Annotated in this window: 20 protein-coding genes; 14 read left to right on the forward strand and 6 right to left on the reverse strand. The window is 31.9% G+C overall.

The genetic code is table 11. The features are described from left to right. The first annotated feature begins 220 nt into the window (after positions 1-220). The 7 genes from trhA (at position 221) to FYJ26_RS05640 (ending at position 4,642) form a co-directional block, all read left to right on the forward strand. The gene (trhA, locus tag FYJ26_RS05615; RefSeq protein ID WP_154540496.1) at positions 221-871 is read left to right on the forward strand and encodes a PAQR family membrane homeostasis protein TrhA; all 651 of its coding nucleotides are present in this window, start codon (positions 221-223) and stop codon (positions 869-871) included. A 65-nt stretch (positions 872-936) separates the two neighbouring features. Continuing rightward, on the forward strand, positions 937-1,725 hold the full coding sequence (locus FYJ26_RS05620) for an Mrp/NBP35 family ATP-binding protein (protein ID WP_154540498.1): 789 nt from the start codon (positions 937-939) through the stop codon (positions 1,723-1,725). A gap of 8 nt (positions 1,726-1,733) precedes the next feature. Beyond that, entirely contained in the window at positions 1,734-2,702 is a 969-nt protein-coding gene (locus tag FYJ26_RS05625) for a DUF1002 domain-containing protein (protein WP_154540500.1), read from the forward strand. Between the two features lie 7 nt (positions 2,703-2,709). Further along, positions 2,710-3,807 carry a threonine synthase gene (locus FYJ26_RS05630; protein ID WP_154540502.1) on the forward strand — a complete coding sequence of 366 codons (1,098 nt, stop codon included), beginning with the start codon at positions 2,710-2,712 and terminating at the stop codon, positions 3,805-3,807. A 222-nt stretch (positions 3,808-4,029) separates the two neighbouring features. Next, a complete protein-coding gene (locus FYJ26_RS11020; RefSeq protein ID WP_229771213.1) occupies positions 4,030-4,209 on the forward strand; it encodes a hypothetical protein in 180 nt (59 codons plus the stop codon). Between the two features lie 12 nt (positions 4,210-4,221). After that, positions 4,222-4,428: a DUF6442 family protein gene (locus FYJ26_RS11025; RefSeq protein ID WP_320595473.1), complete on the forward strand. Its 207-nt coding sequence runs from the start codon at positions 4,222-4,224 to the stop codon at positions 4,426-4,428. 7 nt (positions 4,429-4,435) lie between these two features. Next, entirely contained in the window at positions 4,436-4,642 is a 207-nt protein-coding gene (locus tag FYJ26_RS05640; protein ID WP_154540504.1) for a helix-turn-helix transcriptional regulator, read from the forward strand. A gap of 438 nt (positions 4,643-5,080) precedes the next feature. Here the strand turns inward: FYJ26_RS05640 and FYJ26_RS05645 are convergent, their stop codons facing one another. Both FYJ26_RS05645 and FYJ26_RS05650 read right to left on the reverse strand, forming a co-directional pair. Beyond that, entirely contained in the window at positions 5,081-6,352 is a 1,272-nt protein-coding gene (locus FYJ26_RS05645; RefSeq protein WP_154540506.1) for a Glu/Leu/Phe/Val family dehydrogenase, read from the reverse strand. A gap of 133 nt (positions 6,353-6,485) precedes the next feature. Further along, a complete protein-coding gene (locus FYJ26_RS05650) occupies positions 6,486-7,547 on the reverse strand; it encodes a C40 family peptidase (protein WP_154540508.1) in 1,062 nt (353 codons plus the stop codon). Between the two features lie 174 nt (positions 7,548-7,721). Here FYJ26_RS05650 and FYJ26_RS05655 point away from each other — a divergent pair, with 174 nt between their 5' ends. The 3 genes from FYJ26_RS05655 (at position 7,722) to FYJ26_RS05665 (ending at position 11,719) form a co-directional block, all read left to right on the forward strand. Next, complete coding sequence (locus FYJ26_RS05655) at positions 7,722-9,788, forward strand: glutamine synthetase III (RefSeq protein ID WP_154540510.1); 2,067 nt, start codon at positions 7,722-7,724, stop codon at positions 9,786-9,788. Between the two features lie 187 nt (positions 9,789-9,975). Continuing rightward, positions 9,976-10,578 carry a hypothetical protein gene (locus tag FYJ26_RS05660; protein WP_154540512.1) on the forward strand — a complete coding sequence of 201 codons (603 nt, stop codon included), beginning with the start codon at positions 9,976-9,978 and terminating at the stop codon, positions 10,576-10,578. Next, entirely contained in the window at positions 10,571-11,719 is a 1,149-nt protein-coding gene (locus FYJ26_RS05665) for an MFS transporter (protein ID WP_154540514.1), read from the forward strand. Before FYJ26_RS05660 ends, FYJ26_RS05665 begins: the two co-directional genes overlap by 8 nt. A 49-nt stretch (positions 11,720-11,768) precedes the next feature. On the opposite strand, the gene FYJ26_RS05670 is transcribed toward FYJ26_RS05665, so the two are convergent. Beyond that, a complete protein-coding gene (locus FYJ26_RS05670) occupies positions 11,769-12,044 on the reverse strand; it encodes a GNAT family N-acetyltransferase (protein WP_154540516.1) in 276 nt (91 codons plus the stop codon). Positions 12,045-12,184: 140 nt separating this feature from the next. Here FYJ26_RS05670 and FYJ26_RS05675 point away from each other — a divergent pair, with 140 nt between their 5' ends. Beyond that, positions 12,185-12,967 carry a hypothetical protein gene (locus tag FYJ26_RS05675; RefSeq protein ID WP_154540518.1) on the forward strand — a complete coding sequence of 261 codons (783 nt, stop codon included), beginning with the start codon at positions 12,185-12,187 and terminating at the stop codon, positions 12,965-12,967. A 39-nt stretch (positions 12,968-13,006) separates the two neighbouring features. Here FYJ26_RS05675 and FYJ26_RS05680 read toward each other — a convergent pair whose 3' ends face one another. The 3 genes from FYJ26_RS05680 to FYJ26_RS05690 form a co-directional block, all read right to left on the reverse strand. Next, the gene (locus FYJ26_RS05680) at positions 13,007-14,854 is read right to left on the reverse strand and encodes a heavy metal translocating P-type ATPase (protein WP_154540520.1); all 1,848 of its coding nucleotides are present in this window, start codon (positions 14,852-14,854) and stop codon (positions 13,007-13,009) included. Beyond that, entirely contained in the window at positions 14,855-15,076 is a 222-nt protein-coding gene (locus FYJ26_RS05685; protein ID WP_154540522.1) for a heavy-metal-associated domain-containing protein, read from the reverse strand. A gap of 212 nt (positions 15,077-15,288) precedes the next feature. Further along, positions 15,289-15,594 carry an ArsR/SmtB family transcription factor gene (locus FYJ26_RS05690; protein ID WP_154540524.1) on the reverse strand — a complete coding sequence of 102 codons (306 nt, stop codon included), beginning with the start codon at positions 15,592-15,594 and terminating at the stop codon, positions 15,289-15,291. Between the two features lie 176 nt (positions 15,595-15,770). Here FYJ26_RS05690 and uvrB point away from each other — a divergent pair, with 176 nt between their 5' ends. From uvrB to FYJ26_RS05705, 3 genes are all read left to right on the forward strand, one after another. After that, positions 15,771-17,753: an excinuclease ABC subunit UvrB gene (gene uvrB, locus FYJ26_RS05695; RefSeq protein ID WP_154540526.1), complete on the forward strand. Its 1,983-nt coding sequence runs from the start codon at positions 15,771-15,773 to the stop codon at positions 17,751-17,753. A gap of 1 nt (position 17,754) precedes the next feature. Then, on the forward strand, positions 17,755-20,568 hold the full coding sequence (gene uvrA, locus FYJ26_RS05700) for an excinuclease ABC subunit UvrA (RefSeq protein ID WP_154540528.1): 2,814 nt from the start codon (positions 17,755-17,757) through the stop codon (positions 20,566-20,568). Positions 20,569-21,078: 510 nt separating this feature from the next. Further along, the coding region (locus FYJ26_RS05705) for a Rib/alpha-like domain-containing protein (protein WP_154540530.1) at positions 21,079-26,015 on the forward strand (4,937 nt) is incomplete at its 3' end.

Genomic DNA, 26,015 nt, shown 5'->3' on the forward strand with positions numbered 1-26,015 from the left:
ACACCTTGCCAAGACTCTCTTTAAATATAGCCTATTAGTTACTCTTCTTATCAAAGTCTTTAATATCTTAAGCTAATAATACATTGAAAAAATCCATTTGTCAAGATATTTTTTTGCTTTAATGTTTAGAAATGAAATTTATAAATTTTCCATAATAAAACTTTATTAAAACATAATTTTGTAATATCATATATATAAATAAAAGATAAGGAAGTAAGTAATGAGAATAATACAATACAAAAAAAGTGAGGAAATTACAAATATATTAAGTCATGCTATAGGTTTTATCCTAACATTAATATGCTTTTTGCCTATTATAATTCCAGCTTTTAAAGAAGGAGACTATCTTAAGGCTGTAGCATTTTTAATCTATATGATTTCTATCGGTCTTATGTTTTTGTCATCAACTCTATATCATTCAATGACAAATCCAAAGCTTAGGACAGTCTTTAGGGCTATAGACCATGGAGTAATATACCTAACCATAGCAGGCTCTTATACTCCTATTATACTTATAGGTCTTAGGTCAGTGCTTTCACTAGTAATATTTGTTGCTGTTTGGATTCTTGCTATAGCAGGAATACTTATGAATATTATTGCCTTTTCAAAGGCTATGGAAGAAAAAATTTCAAAGATATCAATGATTATTTACATAATAATGGGATGGCTTTCTCTAATCCTATTTTATCAAATAATTAAACATATAGGAATAGGATATCTTTTATATATGATATTAGGTGGAATATTTTATACAGTTGGTGCCTACTTTTATTCTAATAAGAAAATCAAATATAATCATGCTATCTGGCATATATTTATACTTATAGCTACCTTTACCATGTTTTATGGAAACTATGTATATCTTGCTTGATAGAAAAATAAGATAAAGAGCATATAATATAGGTGTTAAGATTAAAATTAGCTAAAGGAGATTTTATGGAAAACAAAAAATTAAACTTTGATAAATTTAAGGTAAGTCCTAGAAAAGGCTCAAATATAAAAAAGACAATAGCAGTGATGTCTGGTAAAGGTGGAGTAGGTAAGTCATCAGTGACAAGCCTTATTGCATCAAAGCTTAGAAAAGATGGAAAAAAGATAGCAATCCTTGATGCAGATATTACAGGACCATCAATTCCTCAAGCCTTTGGCATAGAAGATAGGATAAGGGCTCTTGAAGATGGAGCAATGATACCAGCTAAATCAAAAAGTGGAATTGAGATTATGTCAATAAACTTAGTCCTTGATTCAAAAACATCTCCAGTTGTTTGGAGATCATCAATAGTTACCAATGTTTTAAAACAATTTTACTCAGAGGCAGACTGGGGAGATTTAGATTATCTTTTAATAGATATGCCACCAGGAACAAGTGACATTCCTCTAACAGTATTTCAATCTTTAAATATAGATGGGGTAATTGCTGTAACTACACCTCAAGATTTGGTTGGAATGGTTGTAGAAAAGTCATTGAACATGGCGAAAATGATGGGCAAGCCTATCCTTGGAATAGTAGAAAATATGTCATATTTTAAAGCTCCAGATACTGGAAAAGTATATAAAATATTTGGTGAGGGTGCAACAGATGATATTGCTAATAAATTTGCTATAGATACTGTATCAAAACTTGCCATAAATCCTAAAATAACAAAAATGATAGATGAAGGAAGGATAGAAGACGTAGAAGAAAAAGACCTTGATAATATAATCAAAAAAATAAAAAATCTTTAGGTGAGAATATGAAAAAAACATTAGAAAATAAGATATTGGCTTTGATTTTAATATTTACTATTTTTGTTCCAAGCCTTGTAAAAGCCGAACAATTTGATTCAAATAAGCAATCCTACATTTATGGAGCTGGCTTAAATGAAAGTCAAATCCAAGAGGTTAGGAAAAAACTTGATCTTTCAGATGATATTAATATAGCAAGCGTAAATGCAAATGACCTTCAAAGATACCTTGGTTATAGTACATCAGATTATGACATGATTTCTTCAGTTGCTGTAAAAAAACTTCCAAAAGGATCAGGAATAAAGGTTGATATAAAAACACCTGACTATATAAACTCAATAACTGAAGGTCAATATACTAACGCAGCTATAACTGCAGGAATTACAGATGCAGAAATAAAAGTAGCAAGTCCAAAACCTGTTACTGGAGAATCTGCCCTTGTTGGGGTATATAAGGCAGTTGAGTTAAGTGGAGATAATATAGATACAGAAAGAACCAAAACAGCACAAGAAGAGCTTGGGACACTTAAGAAAATAAGTGAAGAAAATTCTGATAATTCCTCATTTGATAAGGGAAAACTTGACCAAGTAGTAGCAGAAGTAAAACAAGATCTTCAACAATACAAAGAAAAAAATGGACAAATAGCTGATTCTAATCAAATAAAAATGTATATAGAAGATGCTCTTAAAAATGTAAATATGGGAGATATTCTATCAAATAACAATATACAAATTCTTATAAATTACTTTGAACAATACCAAGAAACATCAGCTATAGACAGCCAAGATGTAAAAGAAAATTTAAAAAAATTTGCAGGAGACGTAACAGAAAAAGGAAAGAAATTCTACGAAGATAATAAAGACGAAATTGATAAGGTAGGAAATAATATAAAAGAATCAGGACTTTTAGATAAGATAATAAACTTTATAAAAGATATATTTAATTCATTGTTTGGATCAAACAAATCAACAGAATAGGGGAGAAATGGTAGAATTTGAATGTACATGGTGTGGGAAGAAATATCCTACTGATACTTTAGAATATAAGTGTGATTGTGGTGGGCTTTTTAGGCTCAATTATGATATTCCAGATTTTTCTAAAAATCTTATCGACACAAATGAGTGGAATATATTTAGGTATAGGGCCTTTATGCCTTTTGAAGGTTCATCTTATAAGTCTGTGACTTTGGGAGAGGGACTTTCACCTATTATAGCTTATGATGAAAATCTTTTAATGAAAATGGATTACATGATGCCTACCCTATCTTTTAAGGATAGGGGAGCTGCAGCTCTTTTGACTCACTGCATAGATATAGGTGTTAAGTCTATTGTTCAAGATTCATCAGGTAATGCTGGAAATTCAGTTGCGGCTTATGCTGCAAAACTTGGCATAGAATGTGAGATATTTGTTCCGGAAAATACATCACCTAAAAAGATAAGTATGATTGAAGCTCATGGTGCAAAATGTCATGTAATAAATGGAAATAGGGATTATTGTGCTGATGAGTGTCGAAAATATGTTAGGGAAAGTGGAAAATATTATGCAAACCATGTATACAATCCTTACTTTTATGAAGGTACAAAAACATATATTTACGAAATATATGAAGAATTAGCTTATATTCCAGAAAATATTTTTCTACCTTTGGGAAATGGGACTTTGTTTATAGGTTCAATCCTTGCCTTAGAACATCTTTTATCATCAAATCTAATAGATAAAATGCCGAATATAATTGCTATACAAAGTGAAAAATGTGCACCTTTTGCTAAGGCTAAGAGTAAGAATTTAAAAAGAATTCCTGAAATCTCTCCTGAAAGTACTTTGGCTGAAGGAATTGCTATAGGTAAGCCTATGAGGGATAAGGAGATTTTAGAATATATCTATAAATATGACATAGATATAGTAGAAATTCCAGAAGAAGAAATTCTTCCAGCAAGAAAAAAGTTAGCTTTAAAGGGAGCTTATGTGGAGTATACTACAGCAGGAAATCTTGCAGCCTATGAAAAATATAAAAAAGAAAATGATATAAGGGGAAAGTCTATAATTACCCTATGTGGGGCAGGCCTTAAGTCCGACCACTAGATTAAAATTTAAAATATTTAATTTATAATAGTATTATTAAGGGGCTGTTGCAAAATTATGAATTCTATCGTTGCATCATTTCAAGTTACTCCTAGACAATTTGAGAATAGCCTGCCGGCTCATGGAGGCCAAATTGTCGTAGAGGGACTTGAAATGATATTGCAACGATTAATTCATTTTGCAACAGCCCCTTTTTAAAGTATAGTAAATTTTTAAGTTTGTTTGACAGGTTTACTTGTCGACGATGCAATAATAATATTGCAAAGTTTACTTGGCAATAAATTGATAGAAGTAAGAAAAATGAATAGAGATGAAATTTTGTCAAAAAGTAGAGAAGAAAACAAGTATTTTGATGAAATGATGATTGATACTATTATAAAGTCTGGTAAAGCCTCAAGCTAAATAGGTTTAATAATTACTGCATTAATATTTGCAATTGAAGCTTTTTTCTTTAATAGCTTTAATTATGCTATAATTGGGGTTTACTTGGCTATGGAAGCTACAAGATACTTATTCAAGTATTCAAAAATGAAAGAAAGAAAAGAATTATTCTTTGGCATTATTAGTGGCATAGTTGGTTTTCTTGTTATTGTAGGGTACTTTTTTGTATCATTTAAATAGGACTATTATGAAAGAAGAATTGATTCTTAAAAATAGACTAAAAGAAGTAAGAAAAGAACAAGGATTTTCACAACAAAAATTGGCTGATGAGATAGGTGTTTCTAGAAATACTATTAGTTCAATTGAGACAGGTCAGTTTAATCCCACTGCAAAACTAGCATTAATATTATGCATAGCTTTAAATAAAAAATTTGAAGAATTATTTTATTTTTAGCAATTAAGTTATATTTGAAATTTGTTTATATATTAAAATTATAGGCTGATTTTAAATTATATAAGCATGATTTCACCTATACCATAATAATAAGTTAGGTTTTTGTGTAAAATTTATATAACTTTTTGGAAAATTTGTTATTAGATTAACCACATTATCAATCTGTAGGCTAGAAAGCCTATAGGTTGATATTTTTTATATCATTAATCACCATAAGAATAGATTTTATTGATTTTCTAGATTTATGTTATTTAAGTAAAAATCTCCTGAAAGGGGAAATCACCCTATTCAGAAGATTTATAGTAGAAATATATCTGTTTTTAATTAGCTATTTTGAAATTCTTGTAAGTTTTTTATATTGGTATTTTATTTTGGGATACATACTACTCGGCTAACTCATTGAGCCAGACGTGCTAGTCCTCTATGGGTCGGACAGACCTATATCCATCCCCTTAGTTCCATTGCTTCTGCAATTCTCTTTATTGCATACATATATGCAGCTTGCCTTATATTTGTTTTATATTCTCTTTTAAGTTCATAGATTCCTTCTATAGCTTTTAACATATCCTTTTCTTGTTTTTCTTGGACATCCTCTTGTGTCCAATAGTAGCCATATTGGTTTTGAACCCATTCATAGTATGATACTAATACTCCACCTGAGTTTGCTAATATATCTGGAATTACTTCAATGTTCTTTTCATTAAGAATTTCATCAGCTTCTGGGGTTGTTGGACCATTTGCTCCTTCTACTATTAGTTTTACATTAAGATTTTTAGCTATTTTTTCTGTTATTATATTTTCAAGTGCTGCAGGAATTAGAATATCAAACTCTGTTGACCAAAATTCATCATCACTTATTTTCTTTGCGTTAGGATATCCTGCAAGGGTTTTGTGTTCATCCCTATAGGCTTGGAGTGAATCATAGTCAAAGCCTTCTTCTGAGTAAAGAGCAGATCTTCCACACTCTTCACTTTCATCTCTTATTGAAAGATATTGTATTTTTGCTCCTTGCTCATTAAGGTATTTTAAGCTAAAGCTTGCTACATTACCAAAACCTTGAAGTCCTATCCTTGCTTTTTTAAGGTCGATTCCTATTTCATTTGCAGTGTATTTTGTTGCAATTATTAATCCGAATCCTGTAGCCTCATTTCTTCCAAGGCTTCCTCCAAGTATAAGAGGTTTTCCTGTAAAAGTTCCTATGTCTTCCTTATCTCCATTTAGTTTTATATATTCATCTATAAAATAAGACATAATTTTACCGTTGGTATTTACATCTGGTGCTGGTATATCTATCCTTTCACCAAGATATTTGTAAAGCCCTCTTATATATCCACGAGATAGGCTTTCAAGTTCTCTTTCGGAAAGTTTTGATGGGTCTACTGCTATACCACCCTTACCTCCACCATAAGGAATTGCCAAAAGTCCAGATTTAAGACTCATCCAGGTAGAAAGTGCCTTTACTTCTTCAATATTTACATCAGGATGAAATCTAACGCCTCCCTTTGAAGGTCCAAGAGCGTGATTGTGGGCTGATCTATAGCCCTTAAAAATTTTGAGACTTCCATCATCCATCTTAACAGGTATCGAAATTTCAATTACTCTTTGAGGTTCTTTTAAGAATTCATATACTGCAGGATTAAGTCCTAGCTTATCACAAGCCTTTTTTATTTGTATTTGGGCAGATTCTAATGGGTTAAGTGTATCACTCATTTTTAACTCCTTATATTTACTAAAATTTTTCTATAATATTTCACGAATTATTATATCACTATTTTTTTTTACTTACAATATTATTTTCCCAATAAAAAAGTACACCTTAAGGCATACTTTAATCTTTTCTTATCTAATTTTCTATTAATCTTTTAATAAGTATTGGATTTCCGATAGAAGATGTAATAACACCTGCCCTAGGATTAGCAGCATGGATTATTCCACCTTGACCATCTGCTATGGCAACGTGAGTAATATTTGAAAGACTTGTTCCAAAAAATACTAAGTCTCCAGCTTTTTCTTCACCCAAGGCTATAGTTTTTCCGTAGTTTGATTGAGTTTGAGCTAGGTGGGGAAGTCCAATTCCAAATTCACTATATACTTGCATAGTAAAACCTGAACAATCTATACCATTTACCAAGTCAATTCCACCAAATACATATGGATTACCTAGAAATTTGGTTGCAAAATTATAGGCAGATTTTCCTATATCATTGTCATCAACAGTATAGTAGATATATTCAATATCTCTAGTTTCTGAACTTTCTTCGTAAGCTGTTTTCTCAGGATAAATCCTTCTTATTTGGTCGTTTTCTTCTGCCTTATCTTCACCTTCTGGATAAAGACTTAGACCATTTCTTTTAAGATAGTCTATGTATCTTTTTATAGATTCATAGATTTTTTTGTACTTTTCCTTTAACTTATCTAAGTCCTTTTCATCTTTTGTAGATAAATCAAAGTCTTCTATTTTTACAAAACCTTCTTTATCATCCTTTTTAACTTTGACAAAATCTTTATTTTCATCAAAATCTACAAGGGTCAATTGCTCATCCTTTTTTATATCTGAAATTTTATTAGAACTTTCATCGTTCTTTTCATAAATTTTTGTATCCTTTAAGGCCTTGATATCATCTAGGATGTGAAACCAATATTTTCCTACATAAACTTTTTTTCCTTCAAATTCTATTTGATAATAATCTTCTGTTTCGCCCTTAATCTCATATATATCTGGGTAGTCAATTCCACCTAAAATATTAGAATTATCATTATCTGAATCATCTTTTCTTACATTGACTCCCTCTGTAAGATCGTAATTAATGATAAGAGACTTTGCTTCAGATTTCTCCATTGTGCCAAAAATACCAAATGATAATGCAGTTGTCAATAATAATATAATTTTCTTGCTTTTTTTCATCTTAAATCCTTTTATATACAATAACTATTTATAATCTATCACTAATTTACTTTAGTGTCAATGAATCTTAATTTATTATAGCTAGCTAATAAAGTTGAAAAATTATTTTCATATAAAAAAAATCGTGTTATAATCTAGAAGTAAATCTGAAAAAAGCATTAGAAAGGTCGGTATATGAATTTAAAAGAATTTGGAAACTTAGCTTTTGATAAGAAGACAATGAAGGAGAATGTTCCCTATCCTGTATATTTGAAATGGAAAGAGGCTGCCAGAAATAATATAAATCTTGATAAGGAAACAGCAGACTCCATTGCCCATGCCATGAAAGCTTGGGCCATTTCAAAAGGTGCTACATCATACACCCACTGGTTTCAACCTTTAAATGGAAAGACTGCCAACAAGAAGACAGCTTTTTTAAATAGAGATGATAAACACAATCCAATACATAGGTTTTCTGGAAATGAACTTATAAAAGGTGAGCCTGATGCATCATCATTTCCATCTGGTGGAATGAGATCAACTTTTGAGGCTAGGGGATATACTTATTGGGATTTGACAGCTAACTCATTTATAGAAGACGAAACTCTTTATATACCATCAGTTTTTGTTTCATTTTATGGAGAAAAACTTGATAAAAAGCTTCCACTAATGGAATCAATGAATAGAATAAGTAAGGAAGCTTCTAGAGTTTGTAATTTATTTTTAAAGGATGAAAAAACTTATAGGGTAAAGCCTAAGGTTGGACTTGAACAAGAATTTTACCTTATTGATAAAAAATATTTTGATAAAAGAATAGACCTTGAGTATTGTGGTATGAGTCTTATAGGTTCAGATCCTATGGTCGAAAAAGAATTAATTTCTCACTATCTTGGAGCTATTCCTCAAAGAGTAAATGATTTTTTTGAAGATGTAAATAAACAACTCTATGACCTTGGTATCTATATGGAAGCTGAGCACAACGAAGTAGGTCCAAATCAGTTTGAGATAGCTATAATGTTTGAAAATTGCAATATATCTGTAGATAATAACCAACTTCTTATGCATATACTAGAAAAAACTGCAATTAAACATAAGCTAGCCTGTCTATTAAAGGAAAAACCATTTAAAAATATGGCAGGAAGTGGAAAGCATAACAACTACTCACTAGCTACAAATTATGGGAAAAATTGTTTTTCACCAGGAAAAGACCCTAAGAACAATCCTATATTCTTGCTTTTCCTATCTGCAATGATAGAAGTTTGCTATAAATATCAAGACCTAATCAGAGTAACAACATCATCTGTAACCAATGACTTTAGGTTAGGTGGAAATGAAGCACCCCCTTCTATAATCTCTATGTTTATAGGTAATGACCTAGAAGATATGCTCAAATCAATTTCAGAAAATAATTTTGAAAGTATTGATATAGATAATAGGGTTAATATACCTCATCTAGGTGAGATAAAAACAGATTCATCTGATAGAAATAGGACTTCACCTATTGCCTTTACTGGAAATAAGTTTGAATTTAGGATGCTTGGATCTTCAAAGACTGCATCTGATTTAAACACCCTTATAAACCTTGCTATGGCACAAAGTATGAAAAAAATTGCTGATAGACTTGAAAAAATTGATGAAAAAGACCTAATGAATGAGGTTTATAAGATTGTCAAAGAAATTTATGATGAAAATAAAAACATACTCTTTCAAGGAGATGGATATTCCAAACAATGGCTTGAAGAAGCAAAAAAGAGAGGACTTAAGAATCATAAAAGCTTCCTTGATGCCCTAATAAATGCCAGAAATTCTAATGCTTATAAGCTCTATAAGGATGAGAAAATTTTTACAGATAAGGAAATTGAATCAATCATAAATGTAGAATTAGAAGAAGTTGGTAATTTTTACTCATCAGAACTTGAAATCTTAAATAATATGATATACCAAGAAATATTACCATCTTCCATGAAGGAAATAAAAGAAATTAAAGAATACTTATCCTTTGTAGAAAATGAAAAACTTAAAGAAAAGGCTCAAAGAATCAATAAAAAGGTAGAAGAATTACTAGAATATGGGGAAGATTTAAAAGAAATTCTTAAAAAATTTGACCAAATAGATGATATAGAGGAAAAAGCTTGCTTTATACAAGAAAAAGCCCTTGTTATAGCAGGAAATATAAGAGAGGTTTCAGATTCGCTTGAGATTGAAATTTCAAGAGAAAACTACTCTATTCCAAGATATGTAGATATGCTTAAATCTTTATAAAAATAAAAAAAGAAAGCTTTCAAAAAATAAACAGACCCCAAAAAATTGAACTTAAAAACTCGATTTTTTGAGGTCTGTTCACTTATATACCTTTTTTATAAATATATTATCAGCAATTTAAATTCTATTAAATCTTAATCCAATTTGATATAATAATAATAAATTAATAAGTAATTAGGAGAGAATTATGATTATACTTGACATACTTAATCAAGACTCATGGCTTGATGATTATGATTTTTTTAAAGATTTTAGAAAATCATCTTACTATAAGATTCTTTTAGACACATATAGAAACTTAAATACCGATATCCTATATAAAAGTAAAGTTCATGACCAAGGTCATATAGAAAGAGTAATTTTATTTGCTATGCTCTTATCTTATAAGTATAAGCTTAATTCTAACGATACTGATGTGCTAAGATATGCAGCAAGTCTTCATGATACAAAAAGAGTAGATGATTCTTATGATACTGAACATGGATATAGGGCTGCCCTTTATTCAATAGACTTTGCAAAGATAGATGCATCTGACAAGAAAACCCTCCAAGCAGTTCTTGCAGCTCACTCTAGGATAGATAAAAAAATGGATGATACCATAAAAGAGTTTTTTGTAGAAGATTTTGATAGGGCGAAGAGACTTTCCAAATTTTTTAAAGACTCTGATGGACTTGATAGGGTTAGGTTAGATGATTTAGACGAAAAATTTTTGAGATATGACTTTTCAAAAGAGATGGTAGGCTTTGCTAAGAGATTATTTATCGCTTATAAGGAGCGAGAAGATGTCTAAGAGTCAGAATATAGCTCAAAAACTTGCAATACTTTCGATATCATTACTTCTTGCAAGCAATAATGCTATATCAGGCTCTCTTATCTATATTCAGCACGCCTTTAACCTAACAAGATCCAATACTGAGTTTATAGTAACTTTAGCATCTTTTAGTACTATGATTTTTATACTTTTGGCAGAATATATAGCCCAAAATATAGGAATGAAAAAAACAGTCCTTCTAGGGCTATCTCTTGTGAGTATAAGTGGGGTAATTCCTGTGATTTTCAACTCTTATCCTCTAATTTTATTATCTAGGGTTATCCTAGGTTCAGGGCTTGGACTCTTTAATGGGCATTCTGCAAATTATATAAATCTTTTATATAATGATAATGATGAGAGAACAAAGCTCCATGCTCTAAGAAATGCAGCTGAATTTATAGGACAGATTTTCTTATATACCCTTGCAGGTATTCTAGTTCAAGTAAATTTTATCTATACATTTTTGGTCTATTCAACAGCTATAATTATATTTATTATTTTCAAAATAAATGTACAAGATGTTAAATTAGAAAAGGAAAAGACAAGAGTATATATAGATTCAAACATATTCTTATTCATAATTTTTGCTATGATTATGATTTTAAATATGACCTGTATGCAAACAAGATTTCCCTTTGTGGCAAGTCTAACTAGGGGAATGGGAATTAATATCAGTTTTTACTTAAACCTTGTCCCAATTATTGGTATGTTTTCAGCTATTTTATTTACACCTATTAACCTAAAACTTAGGGAATATACTATATTTTTGGGACTTTTCTTATACACTTTGGCAAATATTTTAATAATAGGATACGAAAATAGTTTTTGGGGCTTTTTGTCTTGTATTCTCCTTGCTGTCTTTGCCCAATCTTTGTGTATGCCTTATATATTTGCCGAAGTACCAAGATATGTAAGAGGACAAAGCTCAAGGCTTGCAACCAACCTTATTTTTATAGGTTGTAATGTGGGTGTCTTTATGGCTCCCTTATTTTTAAGTTGGATTGATAAATTCCTCAATACCAAATCTTTATCAAAAGGCTTTATTGCCTTTGTGATAATACATATAATCTTAATTGCAATATTTTTCTATAGAAATAAGATGAACAAAAGAAACAGATAAAAAGGACTGTTGCAAAGATTAATCCATTCTGCAACAGCCCTTATATTAGCTATTTAAGATAAACATCATCATATGAGTCATCCTTTTCAAACTTATCTCTTATATAAGGACAAGAAGGGATGATTTTTTTATTATTCTCTCGAGCATAATCTACAAGTTTGTCTACAAGCTTTCCTGCTATACCTTGACCACCATATTCTTTTTCTACTCCAGTATGGACAGCATCTATAACATTTCCCTTAAAAATCATATCTATAAGGCCTATTTTCTTATTTCCATCAAAAACTTGTACTTGTTTTTCTTCTTCATTAATTTTGTATTCCATTATATCACCTCATTATAGTATATACCCAAGATTAGCAACAATAATATATAGATTATAATTAATTATATATAGATTTTTAATATTAATTTTAGTGGGTATAAATATAAAAATGAATTTTTAGAAATAGAGAGGAAATAAATATGAAAAGAGAATATAGCTATGGCTCAGTGTTTATAGTTAATATGATATTTGCTATTTTAAGTGGTCTAGCATCTTATGTAATTATGACATTACTTAACCTAAATGAATCAAACTTTTTAGTAGGATTTATAAGAGGTATTATTACTTTGTTTTCTTCATTTTTGATTACTGCAGGACTTATAAATAATAGAACTGGTGGAGTTGGGGATTATCTTAATCAAGTAAGTAGAATTAATGGAAAAGTTATTATAATCAACCTTTTAGTTTTACTTATATCAACAGCAATAACGTATTTATTAGGAACAGGAGCAATATTATCAGTTATTAGTAAAAATCCACTATCATTATTATCAGCTACTTCTGTTGGATATTTAGCAACAATAGTTTTTGACCTACTAACAACTTATACCAATCACATTTTAGTAGATCCTAGAAACAAAAACCAACCAATAAGCGAGTCAATCAAAGATATATTTAGCACAAGTATAAAACTTTTAGGAAAAACAATTACAGTATATTTACTTTATATTCTTATACCAGTTGCTATTTTAGCTGGTCTTTTAACAATTCTTTTTCTTGCAACTGATGACCCTATGACTACATTGGGAATAGGAGTTATAGTTGGTGGATTATTTTTTATATACTTTTTGATTATAGGACCTATAATTAGGGCGAGAATTGCAGATAACTACCTTGACTATAAAGGTGATTTAAAAAGAGAAGATGATATCTTTACAGAAGAAAGATATGACAATAATCATACAATAACAAGAAATGTATAAAAAAGCTAGGTTAATTAATTAGCCTAGCTTTTAAAAATTTTATATTTTTTTATTTAAAATCCTCATAGCCCATAAGGTAGCTATAATAGAAACCCCAACATCTCCAAATACTGCAAGCCACATTGGAGCGTAACCAAATAGTCCTAGGATAAGTATTATTATTTTAGCTAAAAGTATGAAAGATAAGTTCTCTTTGGCAGTCTTATCGACTATTTTTGAAATCTTTATTAAATCTTTAATCTTTGAAACTTCTCCATTTACTATAAGTATATCTGATGCTTCTATAGCAAGATCTGATGCAGTTTGTCCCATAGAAATACCAACATCAGCACTTTTTAGAATAGGGCCATCATTTATACCATCACCCAAATATATAACAGAGTGTCCTTTTTTTTGTTCATCTCTTAAAAGCTCTAACTTTTCATCAGGAAGAAGTTTTGCACAATATCCTATTCCAAGTTCTTTAGCAACCTCTATAACTGCCTTTTCATCATCACCAGATAAAACAGCAATTTGATTGAAATTTTCCCTTATATCATCTATAGTTTCTTTAGCATCATCTTTTAACTTATCTTGTAAGATAATCTTACATACCAAAAGATTATTTATAGTCATATAAACAGCCTTGCCATTAGTATTATCAACTTCACCTACAAAGTCAGCAGATCCTATCTTTATTTCATTGTTTTCATAAGTTCTAGCCCAAACTCCCATGCCAATTATATTTTTACTAGCAATAAAATAGGAAGGATTATCGTTTCTGTTGAGGCTATTTACAATTGATTTTGCTATAGGATGATTTGAAAGTTTTTCAAGATTATATATATAATCAAGGATAAGATTTTTACTATAATCTGTGTAGTAGACTATAGTTTCTATATCAAACTCTCCTTTGGTTAAGGTACCTGTCTTGTCTGTAAAAAGGGTATCAGAATCCATAATCTTTTCAAAAAAATTGCTTCCCTTAAGAAGAATTTTATTCTTACTAGCAAGACCAAGTCCTGATATATAAGTTAAGGGAATCGAAATAACCAAGGCACAAGGACAGGCTATAATTAAAAATGTTCCAGCTCTTAGAAGATATTCCCTCAAACCAAATCCCAAAAGTGGTGGGACAATAGCGATAAAAGTCGCAAGAGCTACTACTATGGGAGTATATATTTTAGCAAATCTTGTAATAAGTCTTTCACTATCAGACTTCCTTTCATTAGATTCTTCGATAAGCTCAATAATTTTATTTGCAATAGAATCATCAAATACCTTGCTGGCCCTATATCTTATAATGCCACTTGAAAGAATTGAAGATGATAAAATTTTAGAACCACTTTTAATAGATTTTGGCAAAGACTCTCCTGTAAGAGAGGAAGTATCCAAAAGTCCCTCACCATCTATAACAATTCCATCAACAGCAATCTTTTCACCATCACTGGCAAGTATTATATCTCCTATTTCTATATCTTCTATGTCAACTTCTGTAAAAGTTCCATCAGGATTTACCTTTTGTGCCTTTTGGGGAACTATATCCATAAGGGATTTTATATTATCCCTAGACTTATCTGTAGCTATATCTTCAAAAACTTCTCCAAAAGAATAAAAAATCAACACAGCCAAGGCTTCTTCATATTGACCTAATAAAAATGCTATAAAAGTTGCTATCGTTATAAGAAAATTTTCATCCATACTATTGCCATGGGTGATTGAATAAATCCCTCTTTGAAAAATTTCCCCACCAAGTAGGAGGTAAACAATCAAAAAGCCCATAACAATAGAAAACTTCTTGCCTACATGACTATAATACCTATATAAAATAAAGCTAATAATAGTAAAAAACAAGAGTCTTAGAAGATTGACCTTGTTTTCTTTTGACATATTTTTGAAAACTTCCATTTAATAAACCAACTTTGCATCATATTCTATGGACTTTATAATCTTAGATGACTCTTCTAAAATATAGCCTATATCGACACCATCATCTAAATCAAGTTTCATCTTTTGGCTTATAAATGAAATATTTACATCCTTTACACCATCGAGTTTTTTTATTTTATCTTCCATCTTAGATGCACAAGAAGGACACCCTAAATTTTCTATTTTATATTTCTTTTTCATAATTGCTCCTAACTAAAACCTAGCTCATATAATGAAACAAAAGGGACATATCATTAAAAAGCTAAATTTTTTAAAATTGAATTATATATATTTTAATAATTATGTGAAAATCATTGACTAAAATCGCTTAAATGCCTACAAAATTCATCTACTATTACTGCATAAAATAAAAATATTTGATTATTTTTATCAAATGAATATATAATGCTATATTATTTCTCCCATAAATGTTCAAGTCCCATTTTTATTATTGTCTTCACATGGTCATCTGCCAAAGAATATATCATTGACTGACCAGCTCTTTTTGAACTTATTAGGTTTGTTTCCTTTAAATATCTTAGTTGGTGGCTTATAGCAGATTGAGTCATTTCAAGTTCTGTTGAAATCGTATTTACATTTTTTCCTTCATCAAAGAGAGAATAGAGTATCCTTATCCTTGTTGAGTCAGAAAAAACTTTAAATAAATCCGCCAAATCAAACAAGTCATTGTCAGATATGTTTTTTAATAATTTTCCCATATTACATCCTTTCATATGAATATCTACCCATAAAAAATTATAGCAGAAAGTATGCTAATCGGCAAACTTATCCAGTTTATAATCCCTAGTGAAAAGATTGAAATTAAACTATTAAAGTGTATACTAAATAGGACGATTAATGACTTATTATATTTATTTATATAAGGAAGTGTTATATGATAGAAAATAAATTTATCCTAAAATCAGACTATTCTCCAAAAGGAGATCAGCCTGAAGCTATAAAAAAACTTGTAAATGGATTAAAAAAAGGTAAAAAACACCAGATACTCCAAGGAGTTACAGGTTCAGGTAAGACCTTTACTATGGCTAACATTATTCAAGAGGTTCAAAAACCAACCTTGGTCCTTGCCCATAATAAGACACTTGCCTACCAATTGTTTACAGAATTTAAGGAATTTTTCCCAGACAATGCAGTAGAATATTTTGTATCCTACTACGATTACTACCAACCGGAAGCCTATGTTGCAGCAACTGATACCTACATAGCTAAGGACTCATCTATAAATGATGAGATTGACAAGCTTCGTCACTCGGCTACTATGAGCCTTTTTGAAAGGCGTGATGTAATAATAGTAGCAAGTGTATCTTGTATATATGGTTTGGGAGATCCTCAAGAATATAGAAAATTAGTCCTATCTCTTAGACCAAGTCAAGAGATAAGCCCAGAAGAAGTCATGAAAGAACTTATTGATAGGCAATTCGTAAGAAATGACTTTGACTTTTCTCGTGGAACATTTAGAAAAAGAGGAGATGTACTTGATATATTCCCAGCTGGAAATGATGAAAAAGCTATTAGAGTAGAATTTTTTGGTGATGAAATAGATAGGATTTCAGAATTTGATTCTCTAACAGGCAAAATCCAATCCCATATATCCCATGCCTACATCTATCCTGCAAGTCACTATGCTACAACAAGTGAGAAAGCAGAAGCTGCCATTGTTACTATAAAAGAAGAATTAAAAGAAAGGCTAGCTGAGCTTGAAAATGAAAATAAACTTGTAGAAGCCCAAAGACTTGAACAAAGAACAAACTATGATATAGAGATGCTTGAAGAGATAGGATTTTGTTCGGGTATAGAAAACTACTCAAGACATATGTCCCAAAGACCAGCAGGTTCAAGACCTTATACCCTTATAGACTACTTCCCAGATGACTTTATCCTTTTTGTAGACGAATCTCACGTATCAATTCCTCAAGTTGGAGGAATGTATGAAGGAGATAGGTCAAGGAAGCAAAACTTAGTAGATTATGGATTTAGACTTCCATCAGCCCTTGACAATAGACCACTAAAATTTCCTGAGTTTGAAGAACTCATAAAACAAGCAATTTACGTATCAGCAACACCAGGAGATTATGAACTTAGAAAAACTGGTGGAGAAGTTGTAGAGCAAATTATAAGACCAACAGGGCTTTTAGATCCTAAGATAGATGTAAGACCTGTTGAAAATCAAATAGATGATTTAATAGAAAATATATATAAAACTATAGAAAAAGAAGAAAGAGTCCTTGTTACTACTCTAACAAAAAGAATGGCAGAAGATTTGACAGACTATTTGTCAGAAAATGGAATCAAGGTAAAATACCTTCACTCAGATATAAAAACCATAGAACGTAGTGAAATAATAAGAGATTTGAGATTAGGAAAGTTTGATGTTTTAGTCGGAATAAACCTCCTTCGTGAAGGTCTTGACCTTCCAGAAGTTTCTCTTATAGCAATACTAGATGCAGACAAGGAAGGATTCTTAAGAAGCGAAACCTCTCTTATTCAAACTATAGGAAGAGCAGCAAGAAACTCAGAAGGTCATGTAATTATGTATGCAGACAAGATTACCAAATCTATGAAAAAGGCCATAGCCGAAACTGAAAGAAGAAGGTCCATCCAAAAAGACTTCAACAAAAAGCATGGTATAACTCCAACAACCATAAAGAAAAATATCTCGGAAATTATCCAAGTTACCAAGTCTGCTGAAGAAAAAGACCAAGAAATCAGAGATGAATTCTCATCAGATCAAATTGATACTATTCTAATCAATATGGAAGCAGAAATGTATAAAGCTGCGGAAGAATTAGACTTTGAAAGGGCAGCAAGGCTTCGTGATCAAATAACAAAGATGAAAAAACAGTTAGCAGAGGTGTAAAATGAGTGAAAATAAAATAGTAATAAGGGGAGCAAGAACAAATAACCTAAAAAATATAAATCTTACTCTTCCTCGTGATAAAATGATTGTATTTACTGGACTTTCCGGATCTGGAAAGTCCACTTTAGCCTTTGATACAATTTATGCTGAAGGTCAAAGAAGATATGTGGAGAGCCTATCTTCATATGCTAGGCAATTTTTGGGAAACCTAGATAAGGCTGATGTTGATTCTATAGAAGGACTTTCCCCATCTATCTCAATAGATCAAAAAACAACAAACAGAAACCCAAGATCAACAGTGGCAACAGTTACAGAAATATACGACTATTATAGACTTTTATTTGCAAGGATAGGTGATCCTTACTGCCCAGTTTGTGGTAAAAAAATAGAGGCCCAATCTATAGATCAAATGGTAGATAGGATTCTAAAATTAGATGATAAAACTCGTATTCAAATCCTTGCTCCAGTAGTAAGGGGAAAAAAGGGGCAACACAAAAAAAAGCTTGAAAATATTCAAAAAATGGGATATGTAAGGGTTATGATAGATGGACAGCCTTATGAGATAGAAGATGATATAGAACTTTCTAAAACCAAAAAACATGACATATCTATAATAGTAGATAGGATAGTAATAAAAGAAGGCATAGAATCAAGACTTGCAGATAGCTTAGAAACAGCACTCAAGCTTACAGAAGGTTTAGTTGAGATAAATGTAATAGGGGGAGATGACTTTATGCTTTCATCAAAACTTGCTTGTCCAGATGGTCATGTTTCTTTACCAGAGATTACACCAAACATGTTCTCCTTTAATGCACCCCAAGGTATGTGCCCTGAGTGTAATGGATTAGGTTTTCACCTACAAATCGACCCAGAGCTTGTAATACCAGACAAGAGCCTATCCATAAACCAAGGAGCCATAGACCCATATGCCACAAGTGCTAAGGGAACTTATTATAATGAAATGATAAAAGCCATAGCTCAAAATCATAACTTTGACCTTGATGAACCAATTAAAAATGCTCCAAAGGAAATGATAGATGAAATACTTTATGGAACAAAAAATGAAATTTCCTTTATGTTTGACAGTCATTTTTCGGGTAGAAAAAGATTCACAGGACATTTTGAAGGAGCGATAAAAAACCTATCCGATAGGTATGAAAGGACAAACTCAGATACCCAAAAGAAAAGAATGAGAGATTTTATGAGTGAAGAAGAATGTAAGACTTGCCATGGGGCAAGACTTAAACCTGAAATTCTTTCTATAAAGGTAGGAGAGATGTCTATATCAGATATAGCTAATATGTCTGTGGATAAAACAATAGAGTTTTTTGATAATCTAAAACTTGAACCAATGAAAGCAAAGATTGCAGAACTTATAATAAATGAGATAAAGGCAAGACTTAAATTTTTGCAAGATGTTGGCCTAGGTTACCTATCCTTATCAAGGTCTGCGGCAACCCTTTCAGGAGGGGAAAGTCAAAGAATAAGGCTTGCAACCCAAATAGGCTCAGGACTTGTAGGAGTATGCTATGTATTGGATGAGCCTTCCATAGGGCTTCACCAAAGAGATAATAATAAATTGATTAAAGCTTTAAGAGATTTAACAGATATAGGAAACACACTAATAATAGTAGAACATGATGAAGATACCATGAAGGCTGCGGACTATCTTGTAGATATAGGACCAGAAGCAGGTGTTCATGGTGGACAGATAGTTGCCAAGGGTAGTCTAGAAGACATAGAAAATGAAAAAAGATCTATAACAGGAGCCTACCTATCAGGCAAAAAGAAGATTCCAGTACCAGAAAAAAGAAGAAATTGGGATAAATATATAGAAGTTAAAAATGCTAGAGAAAATAACCTTAAGGGCATAGATGTAAAATTTCCCTTATCAACATTTACAGCAGTAACAGGAGTATCAGGCTCTGGAAAATCATCCCTAGTAAATGAAATACTTTATAAATCAATAACAAAAAAGTTAAATAAGACCAAAACCCACCCAGGAAAACACGATTCAATAGAAGGGGTTGATCAAATTGATAAAATCATATCTATAGACCAATCCCCAATAGGAAGAACCCCAAGGTCAAACCCTGCAACCTACACCAAACTCTTCGACAATATAAGAGATGTTTTTGCTATGACCAATGAGGCCAAGATGAAAGGCTACGACAAGGGAAGATTCTCCTTCAACGTAAAGGGAGGAAGGTGCGAAGCTTGTAAGGGTGATGGAACAATAAAAGTAGACATGATGTTCTTGCCAGATGTATATGTACCATGTGAAGTATGTCATGGTAAAAGATACAATCGTGAAACCCTTGAAGTAAAATATAAGGGAAAAGACATATCAGAAGTCTTAGATATGACAGTAGAAGATGCTCTTAAATTTTTTGAAAACCATCCATCTATAATAAGAAAACTACAAACTCTTTATGATGTAGGACTAGGCTATATAAAATTAGGTCAACCATCCACAGAACTTTCAGGAGGAGAGGCTCAAAGAGTAAAACTTGCATCAGAGCTTGCAAAAAGATCAACCGGTCAAACCTTATATATCCTAGATGAACCAACGACAGGACTTCATATGGCAGATGTCCATAAACTTATAGAAGTTTTAAATAGGTTGGTAGAGCAAAATAATACAGTACTAGTAATAGAACACAACCTAGATGTAATAAAAGTAGCTGACTATATAATAGATTTAGGACCAGAAGGTGGCGATGGTGGAGGAAGCTTAGTAGCAAGTGGAACACCAGAAGAGATAGCCAAGTGTAAAAAATCATATACAGGACAATTTCTTAAAAAAGTCTTATAGAACTAAACGCCTTATGGCGTTTTTTCTATATTCATATAATATTTCAAAAGCACAACCTTTATACAAATTATAAAGAGGAATATAAATAAAATCAAAATTTTCATATAAAATAAATAATTATTCATTGACTTAGAACATAATCTCTAAATAAAATAATCTTATCAAGAAACATCTTGAAATATCAAAATAAATCTTTTGTCAATAAATATAAACAAAATAAGCATATTTTTTCAAAAACTTAAGACCTGCAATAATTATTAAAAATATTTGGCTTAAACTTATATAATGTGGTATAATTTTTTAAAGAAATAAGGCGTTAGGATAGCTAAATTATCTTATAAATCATGATAAGATTATTATTAACTATCACTGACAATACCCAATATTTCTTATAAAATATTTATAAATAATATCTACCAAAGTCAATTTGGATATAATTAACCTATTATATCTAAAATTAGGTTAAAGTAGATATTATTAAAGTTATCTTACAGATAAGAAAGGAAAAATATGAAAAATTTGAGAGGATTTGAGGAAGTTATTAAAAATAATAAGTCTAAAAATCAAAACAAAAAACCTAAGTATGCAATGAGGAAACTAACGGTGGGCTTAGTATCTTGTATGATGGGTTACTTAATAGCTTTCACTCCATCAGTTTCTAATGCTGCAGAAGTTGGAACAGAAAATGTAGCACCAAAACAAGCAGCACCAGAAGAAACTAATGCAGGGGTAGAAGGGGATCAAACGCCAAAAGAAGCGATTTCACCAGCTGGAGAAACTAGTGAAGCAACATCAGCTAATCCAACCACAGAGAAAGCTGTTGCTCCTAACAAAGACAGTCAACCAGCAGGAGAGCTTAATACAAGTAAGGAAAATGCCCCACAAGCTGAAACAGCAAGTGGAGAAGTAGTTAAAAAACAAGCTGATAGTTTTAATGCAAGCATTAAAGATATAATAGTTAAGGAAAATCAAGAAATAAACTACAAAGATGCTGTTGAAAACCTACCACAAGATGCCAAACTTGAAGTACTTACTCCAGCAAAAACAGACAATATTGGAGAAAGTATAGCTAAGGCTAAAATAGTATTTTCAGATGGTTCTGAAAAAGAAATTAAAATAAAAGTTACAGTTGAAGCTAACGATGAGTTATCTGCTAATAGCCAAGCTACAGAAGCAACAACTGAATCTGCTGGTTCAAATGTTGCAAAAAGAAGAGTGCCAAGAGCCGCTTCAATGATAGCAAATAATACAGATGGAATAGCTACAAGAGAAGCTGCTGCTCCTGAAGATACTACTACAGATAAAAATGCCAAAAATGCTGTTCATGGATATGTAGGAGTTCAATCATCAGGAGACATAAACCTAAATTTAGGATCCGCTACAGGTGGAGCATTTACTCCAGTTGAAGGCGTAAGAGTATATTTCCAATGGTTTGAAAATGGTGGCTATGTTTCCCCAACCTATACAACAGTATCAGGTCCTGATGGAAGGATACACTTGGCTATTAAGCCATTCTTGGCTGCAGATGGAAAAATCATTAAATTTGACGCTGATCCAACAGTATCAGGAGGAAATGAAAGATATAAGTTTTGGGTAGATGAAAAAACAATTCCTGAAAAATATCAACTCCAATATATTACAGGCGAAAATGTTGTAATACCAGATGCGGGACTTCCAATAACACAAGGTGGAGCTAGTTCAGATACTGTATCAAACACTCATAATAACTGGAAAGTTCTTCTTATGGAAAAACCAAAAGAAGATATGCATAAGGAAGCTACACCAACTGAAGTTAGAGCTGATGGTGGTTTTGTAGAAGGAACAGTAAGCTATGATTATAATTCAGGAATTGGTGGAGTTCAATGGAATACTGTAGCTGATAAGACTTCTCCAGCACAAGGTGTTACAGTAAAGGCATCATATCTTTCTGATTATGCTTTAAAGCAAATCTATAGTGAAGATACTGTAGCTAGAATGAGTTTAAGGTCAGTTGATGATATACGTGGAAGTGGATGGACAAAAGCATTAGAAAACCAACTTCAAGATTGGATAAAAACCCAAATCGCAACTGATCCTGATAGATGGATTGCAGAAACAGTTTCTGCCCAAACAAATGCTGAAGGTAAGTATTTGATTCAATTCAAGGGAACTTGGGGTGATTATAAAAATGCAGATGCTGGTAAAAAAGAATATACCTATAAAGTAGGGGATCCTTCAAGTGGACAAATTTGGAATAGGTGGACTGATGAGCAAATTGCAAGACTTGGACAAGTTGCAGATTCTGCAAGCGAAGGTGGTTTTACAACATCTGCTACAACAAACCAAAAGAAGCATGTAAATTATGATTGGCTATTTGTATCATTAGAAGGTGCAGATAACTTACGTGAGATGACTCCATATAATAATAACCAATATACACTTATGCATAATACCTATGGTATCCATAGTGGATGGTCAGGAGTAGGATTTAGCACTGGAGTTACAAATGCGACAAACTCTTCCTTAAGAGCAGACTTTGCCCTAGCACCAGCTGAAATTAAATTTAATATCGTAAACTATGATGCAGGAGCAAATACCGCAACACCAGGAGATATTGCAAAAACATCTACTCAAGGTCTACCATATTCTAATACACCAGATTCATTTAGAATAGTTTGGTATGATGAAAAGGGAGCTGAAGTTAAGTCAGAAGATATTTCAAAACCAAATTCTCTAGGAGCATTACCAGAAGCAACACTTGATACAAGTGGAGTTAAAGAGAACAAACTTTATACTGCAAAACTTTATAGGGTTGACTCAAGAGGTAACAACGCAGAGCTTTTAGCTGTAGATTCATTTGCAGTTATAGTGGATAAATATATTGGTTCAGTATATGATGATTTTACCCATGATACTAAGGGTACAAAAGGTGCAACATTTAGTGCTCAAGGATTACCTAATGGTTTAGAGATAGATAGCAATACTGGAATTATTAGTGGTAAACCAACTGAAGCTGGAAAATTTGATGTGACAGTTACAACAACTGTAAATGATCAATCAGGAGCTCTTTCAGCTAATAGAACATATAGTTATTTAATAACTGATTCACCAGTTCCAGAAGGAATGGTTGGAAAAGAATACAATCAAACTGTAAGTCCAAAAGCAATTGACGGTTATGTATTTAAAAATGTTAAAGTTGAATTGACAAGTGCAATAGCAGGTCTTACAGCTGAAAATAATACTATATCAGGAACACCAACAGTTGCTGTTGATGCAGATCAAGAAAAAACTAATGTTGATGTAACATATGATATATATAAATTAAATGATAATAATGAAGAAGTTCTATTTGCAGAAGGACATGTAGATCATGTACCATTAGTAATAAAACAAGCTGATAAAGCAACTTCATATGAGCCTCACTATGAAGAAACACAAGCAAAAGTAGGAGAAGAAGTTACAACTAATGTTCCAAGCTTTACAGATATTGAAAATGCTCCAACTCCAATACCAGACGGAACAAAATTTGAATTAGGTGATAACCCACCAGCTAATGCTAGTGTTAATCCTCTAACAGGTGCTGTAACATATACACCAAGTGCAGGAGATGCAGGAAAAACTATAAATGTTCCAGTAAAAGTAATTTATTCAGACGACACAACAGATACTACAACAGCAAAAATCAACGTAGAAAAATTAGACGACATAATTGAAGTAACAGACCCTAATCAAGAAACACCACAAGGATATGTAAGAGTAACACTTGAAAGTGGAAAAAATATTGCTAGTATTACTGGAACACAAGCTTATGATGTCAAAAATGATGGAACTGTTAAATATTCTGATCTAATAAATGAGATTACTAAAGATGGTTCTAAGACTACAATAAATGTTGATCCTATAACTGGTAGAAACTCTTTAGAGTGGTCAGTAGATGGTAAAGAAGTAGTTCCAACTGATTATCCAACAACAGATACTACACTTAAAGTCAGCGCTAAAGATGCCTATGCTCCAAAGGGAACTGAACAAACTGTACAAAAGGGAGCTGTGGTTGATGCCAAAGATTCAATAGCAAATAAGGATACACTTCCTGAAGGAACAACATACGAATTTGTAGATGATAAAGGAGATCCGATTACTCCAGATACAAATTCAATTGGAGAAAAGGATGTAAATGTTAAAGTAACTTATCCAAATCCAACAGAAAATGGTGGACCAACAATTGTTAAGACAAAGATTAACGTAATAGAAGAAAAAACAGAAGCTGAAAAGAATCCGGCAGTAGCTCCAGAAAAGACAACTGTTGAAAACAAAGAGAAATTAACACCGGAAGAAAAACAAGAAGTTGAAGCAAAAGTTAAGAAAGCAAATCCAGAAGCAACAAAAGTAGAAGTTAAAGACGATGGAAACGTAACATTAACTTACAAAGATAATTCAACAAATACTCTAACACCAGAACAAACAATAGTTGAGAGAGTAAAAACAACAGTAGAAGGTGAACCAACAAAAGTTAACCCTACTGATGAAGAACAAAAAACAGGTTTAACAGTTAAAAACCAAGACGAAACTACACCAACAACAGTAACAGCCAAAGATGAAGACGGAACAGAAATTCCAGTAAAAGTCGATCCAGAAACAGGAGAAATCAAGGTAACACCAGGAACAAATGTAGATGGACCAATAACTGTTACAATTCAAGACGATGACTTCAAGACAGAAGACAATCCAAAGGGAGAAATCACAAAAGAAGTTCCAGTAACAGGACACACAAAAGGTGTAGACGACAACAGAACAAAAACAACAGTAGAAGGCGAACCAACAAAAGTTAACCCTACTGACGAAGAACAAAAAACAGGTTTAACAGTTAAAAACCAAGACGAAACTACACCAACAACAGTAACAGCCAAAGATGAAGACGGAACAGAAATTCCAGTAAAAGTCGATCCAGAAACAGGAGAAATCAAGGTAACACCAGGAACAAATGTAGATGGACCAATAACTGTTACAATCAAAGATGAAGACTTCAAGACAGAAGACAATCCAAAGGGAGAAATCACAAAAGAAGTTCCAGTAACAGGACACACAAAAGGTGTAGACGACAACAGAACAAAAACAACAGTAGAAGGCGAACCAACAAAAGTTAACCCTACTGACGAAGAACAAAAAACAGGTTTAACAGTTAAAAACCAAGACGAAACTACACCAACAACAGTAACAGCCAAAGATGAAGACGGAACAGAAATTCCAGTAAAAGTCGATCCAGAAACAGGAGAAATCAAGGTAACACCAGGAACAAATGTAGATGGACCAATAACTGTTACAATTCAAGACGATGACTTCAAGACAGAAGACAATCCAAAGGGAGAAATCACAAAAGAAGTTCCAGTAACAGGACACACAAAAGGTGTAGACGACAACAGAACAAAAACAACAGTAGAAGGCGAACCAACAAAAGTTAACCCTACTGA

Source organism: Anaerococcus porci, assembly GCF_009696575.1.
GTDB classification, from domain to species: domain Bacteria; phylum Bacillota; class Clostridia; order Tissierellales; family Peptoniphilaceae; genus Anaerococcus; species Anaerococcus porci.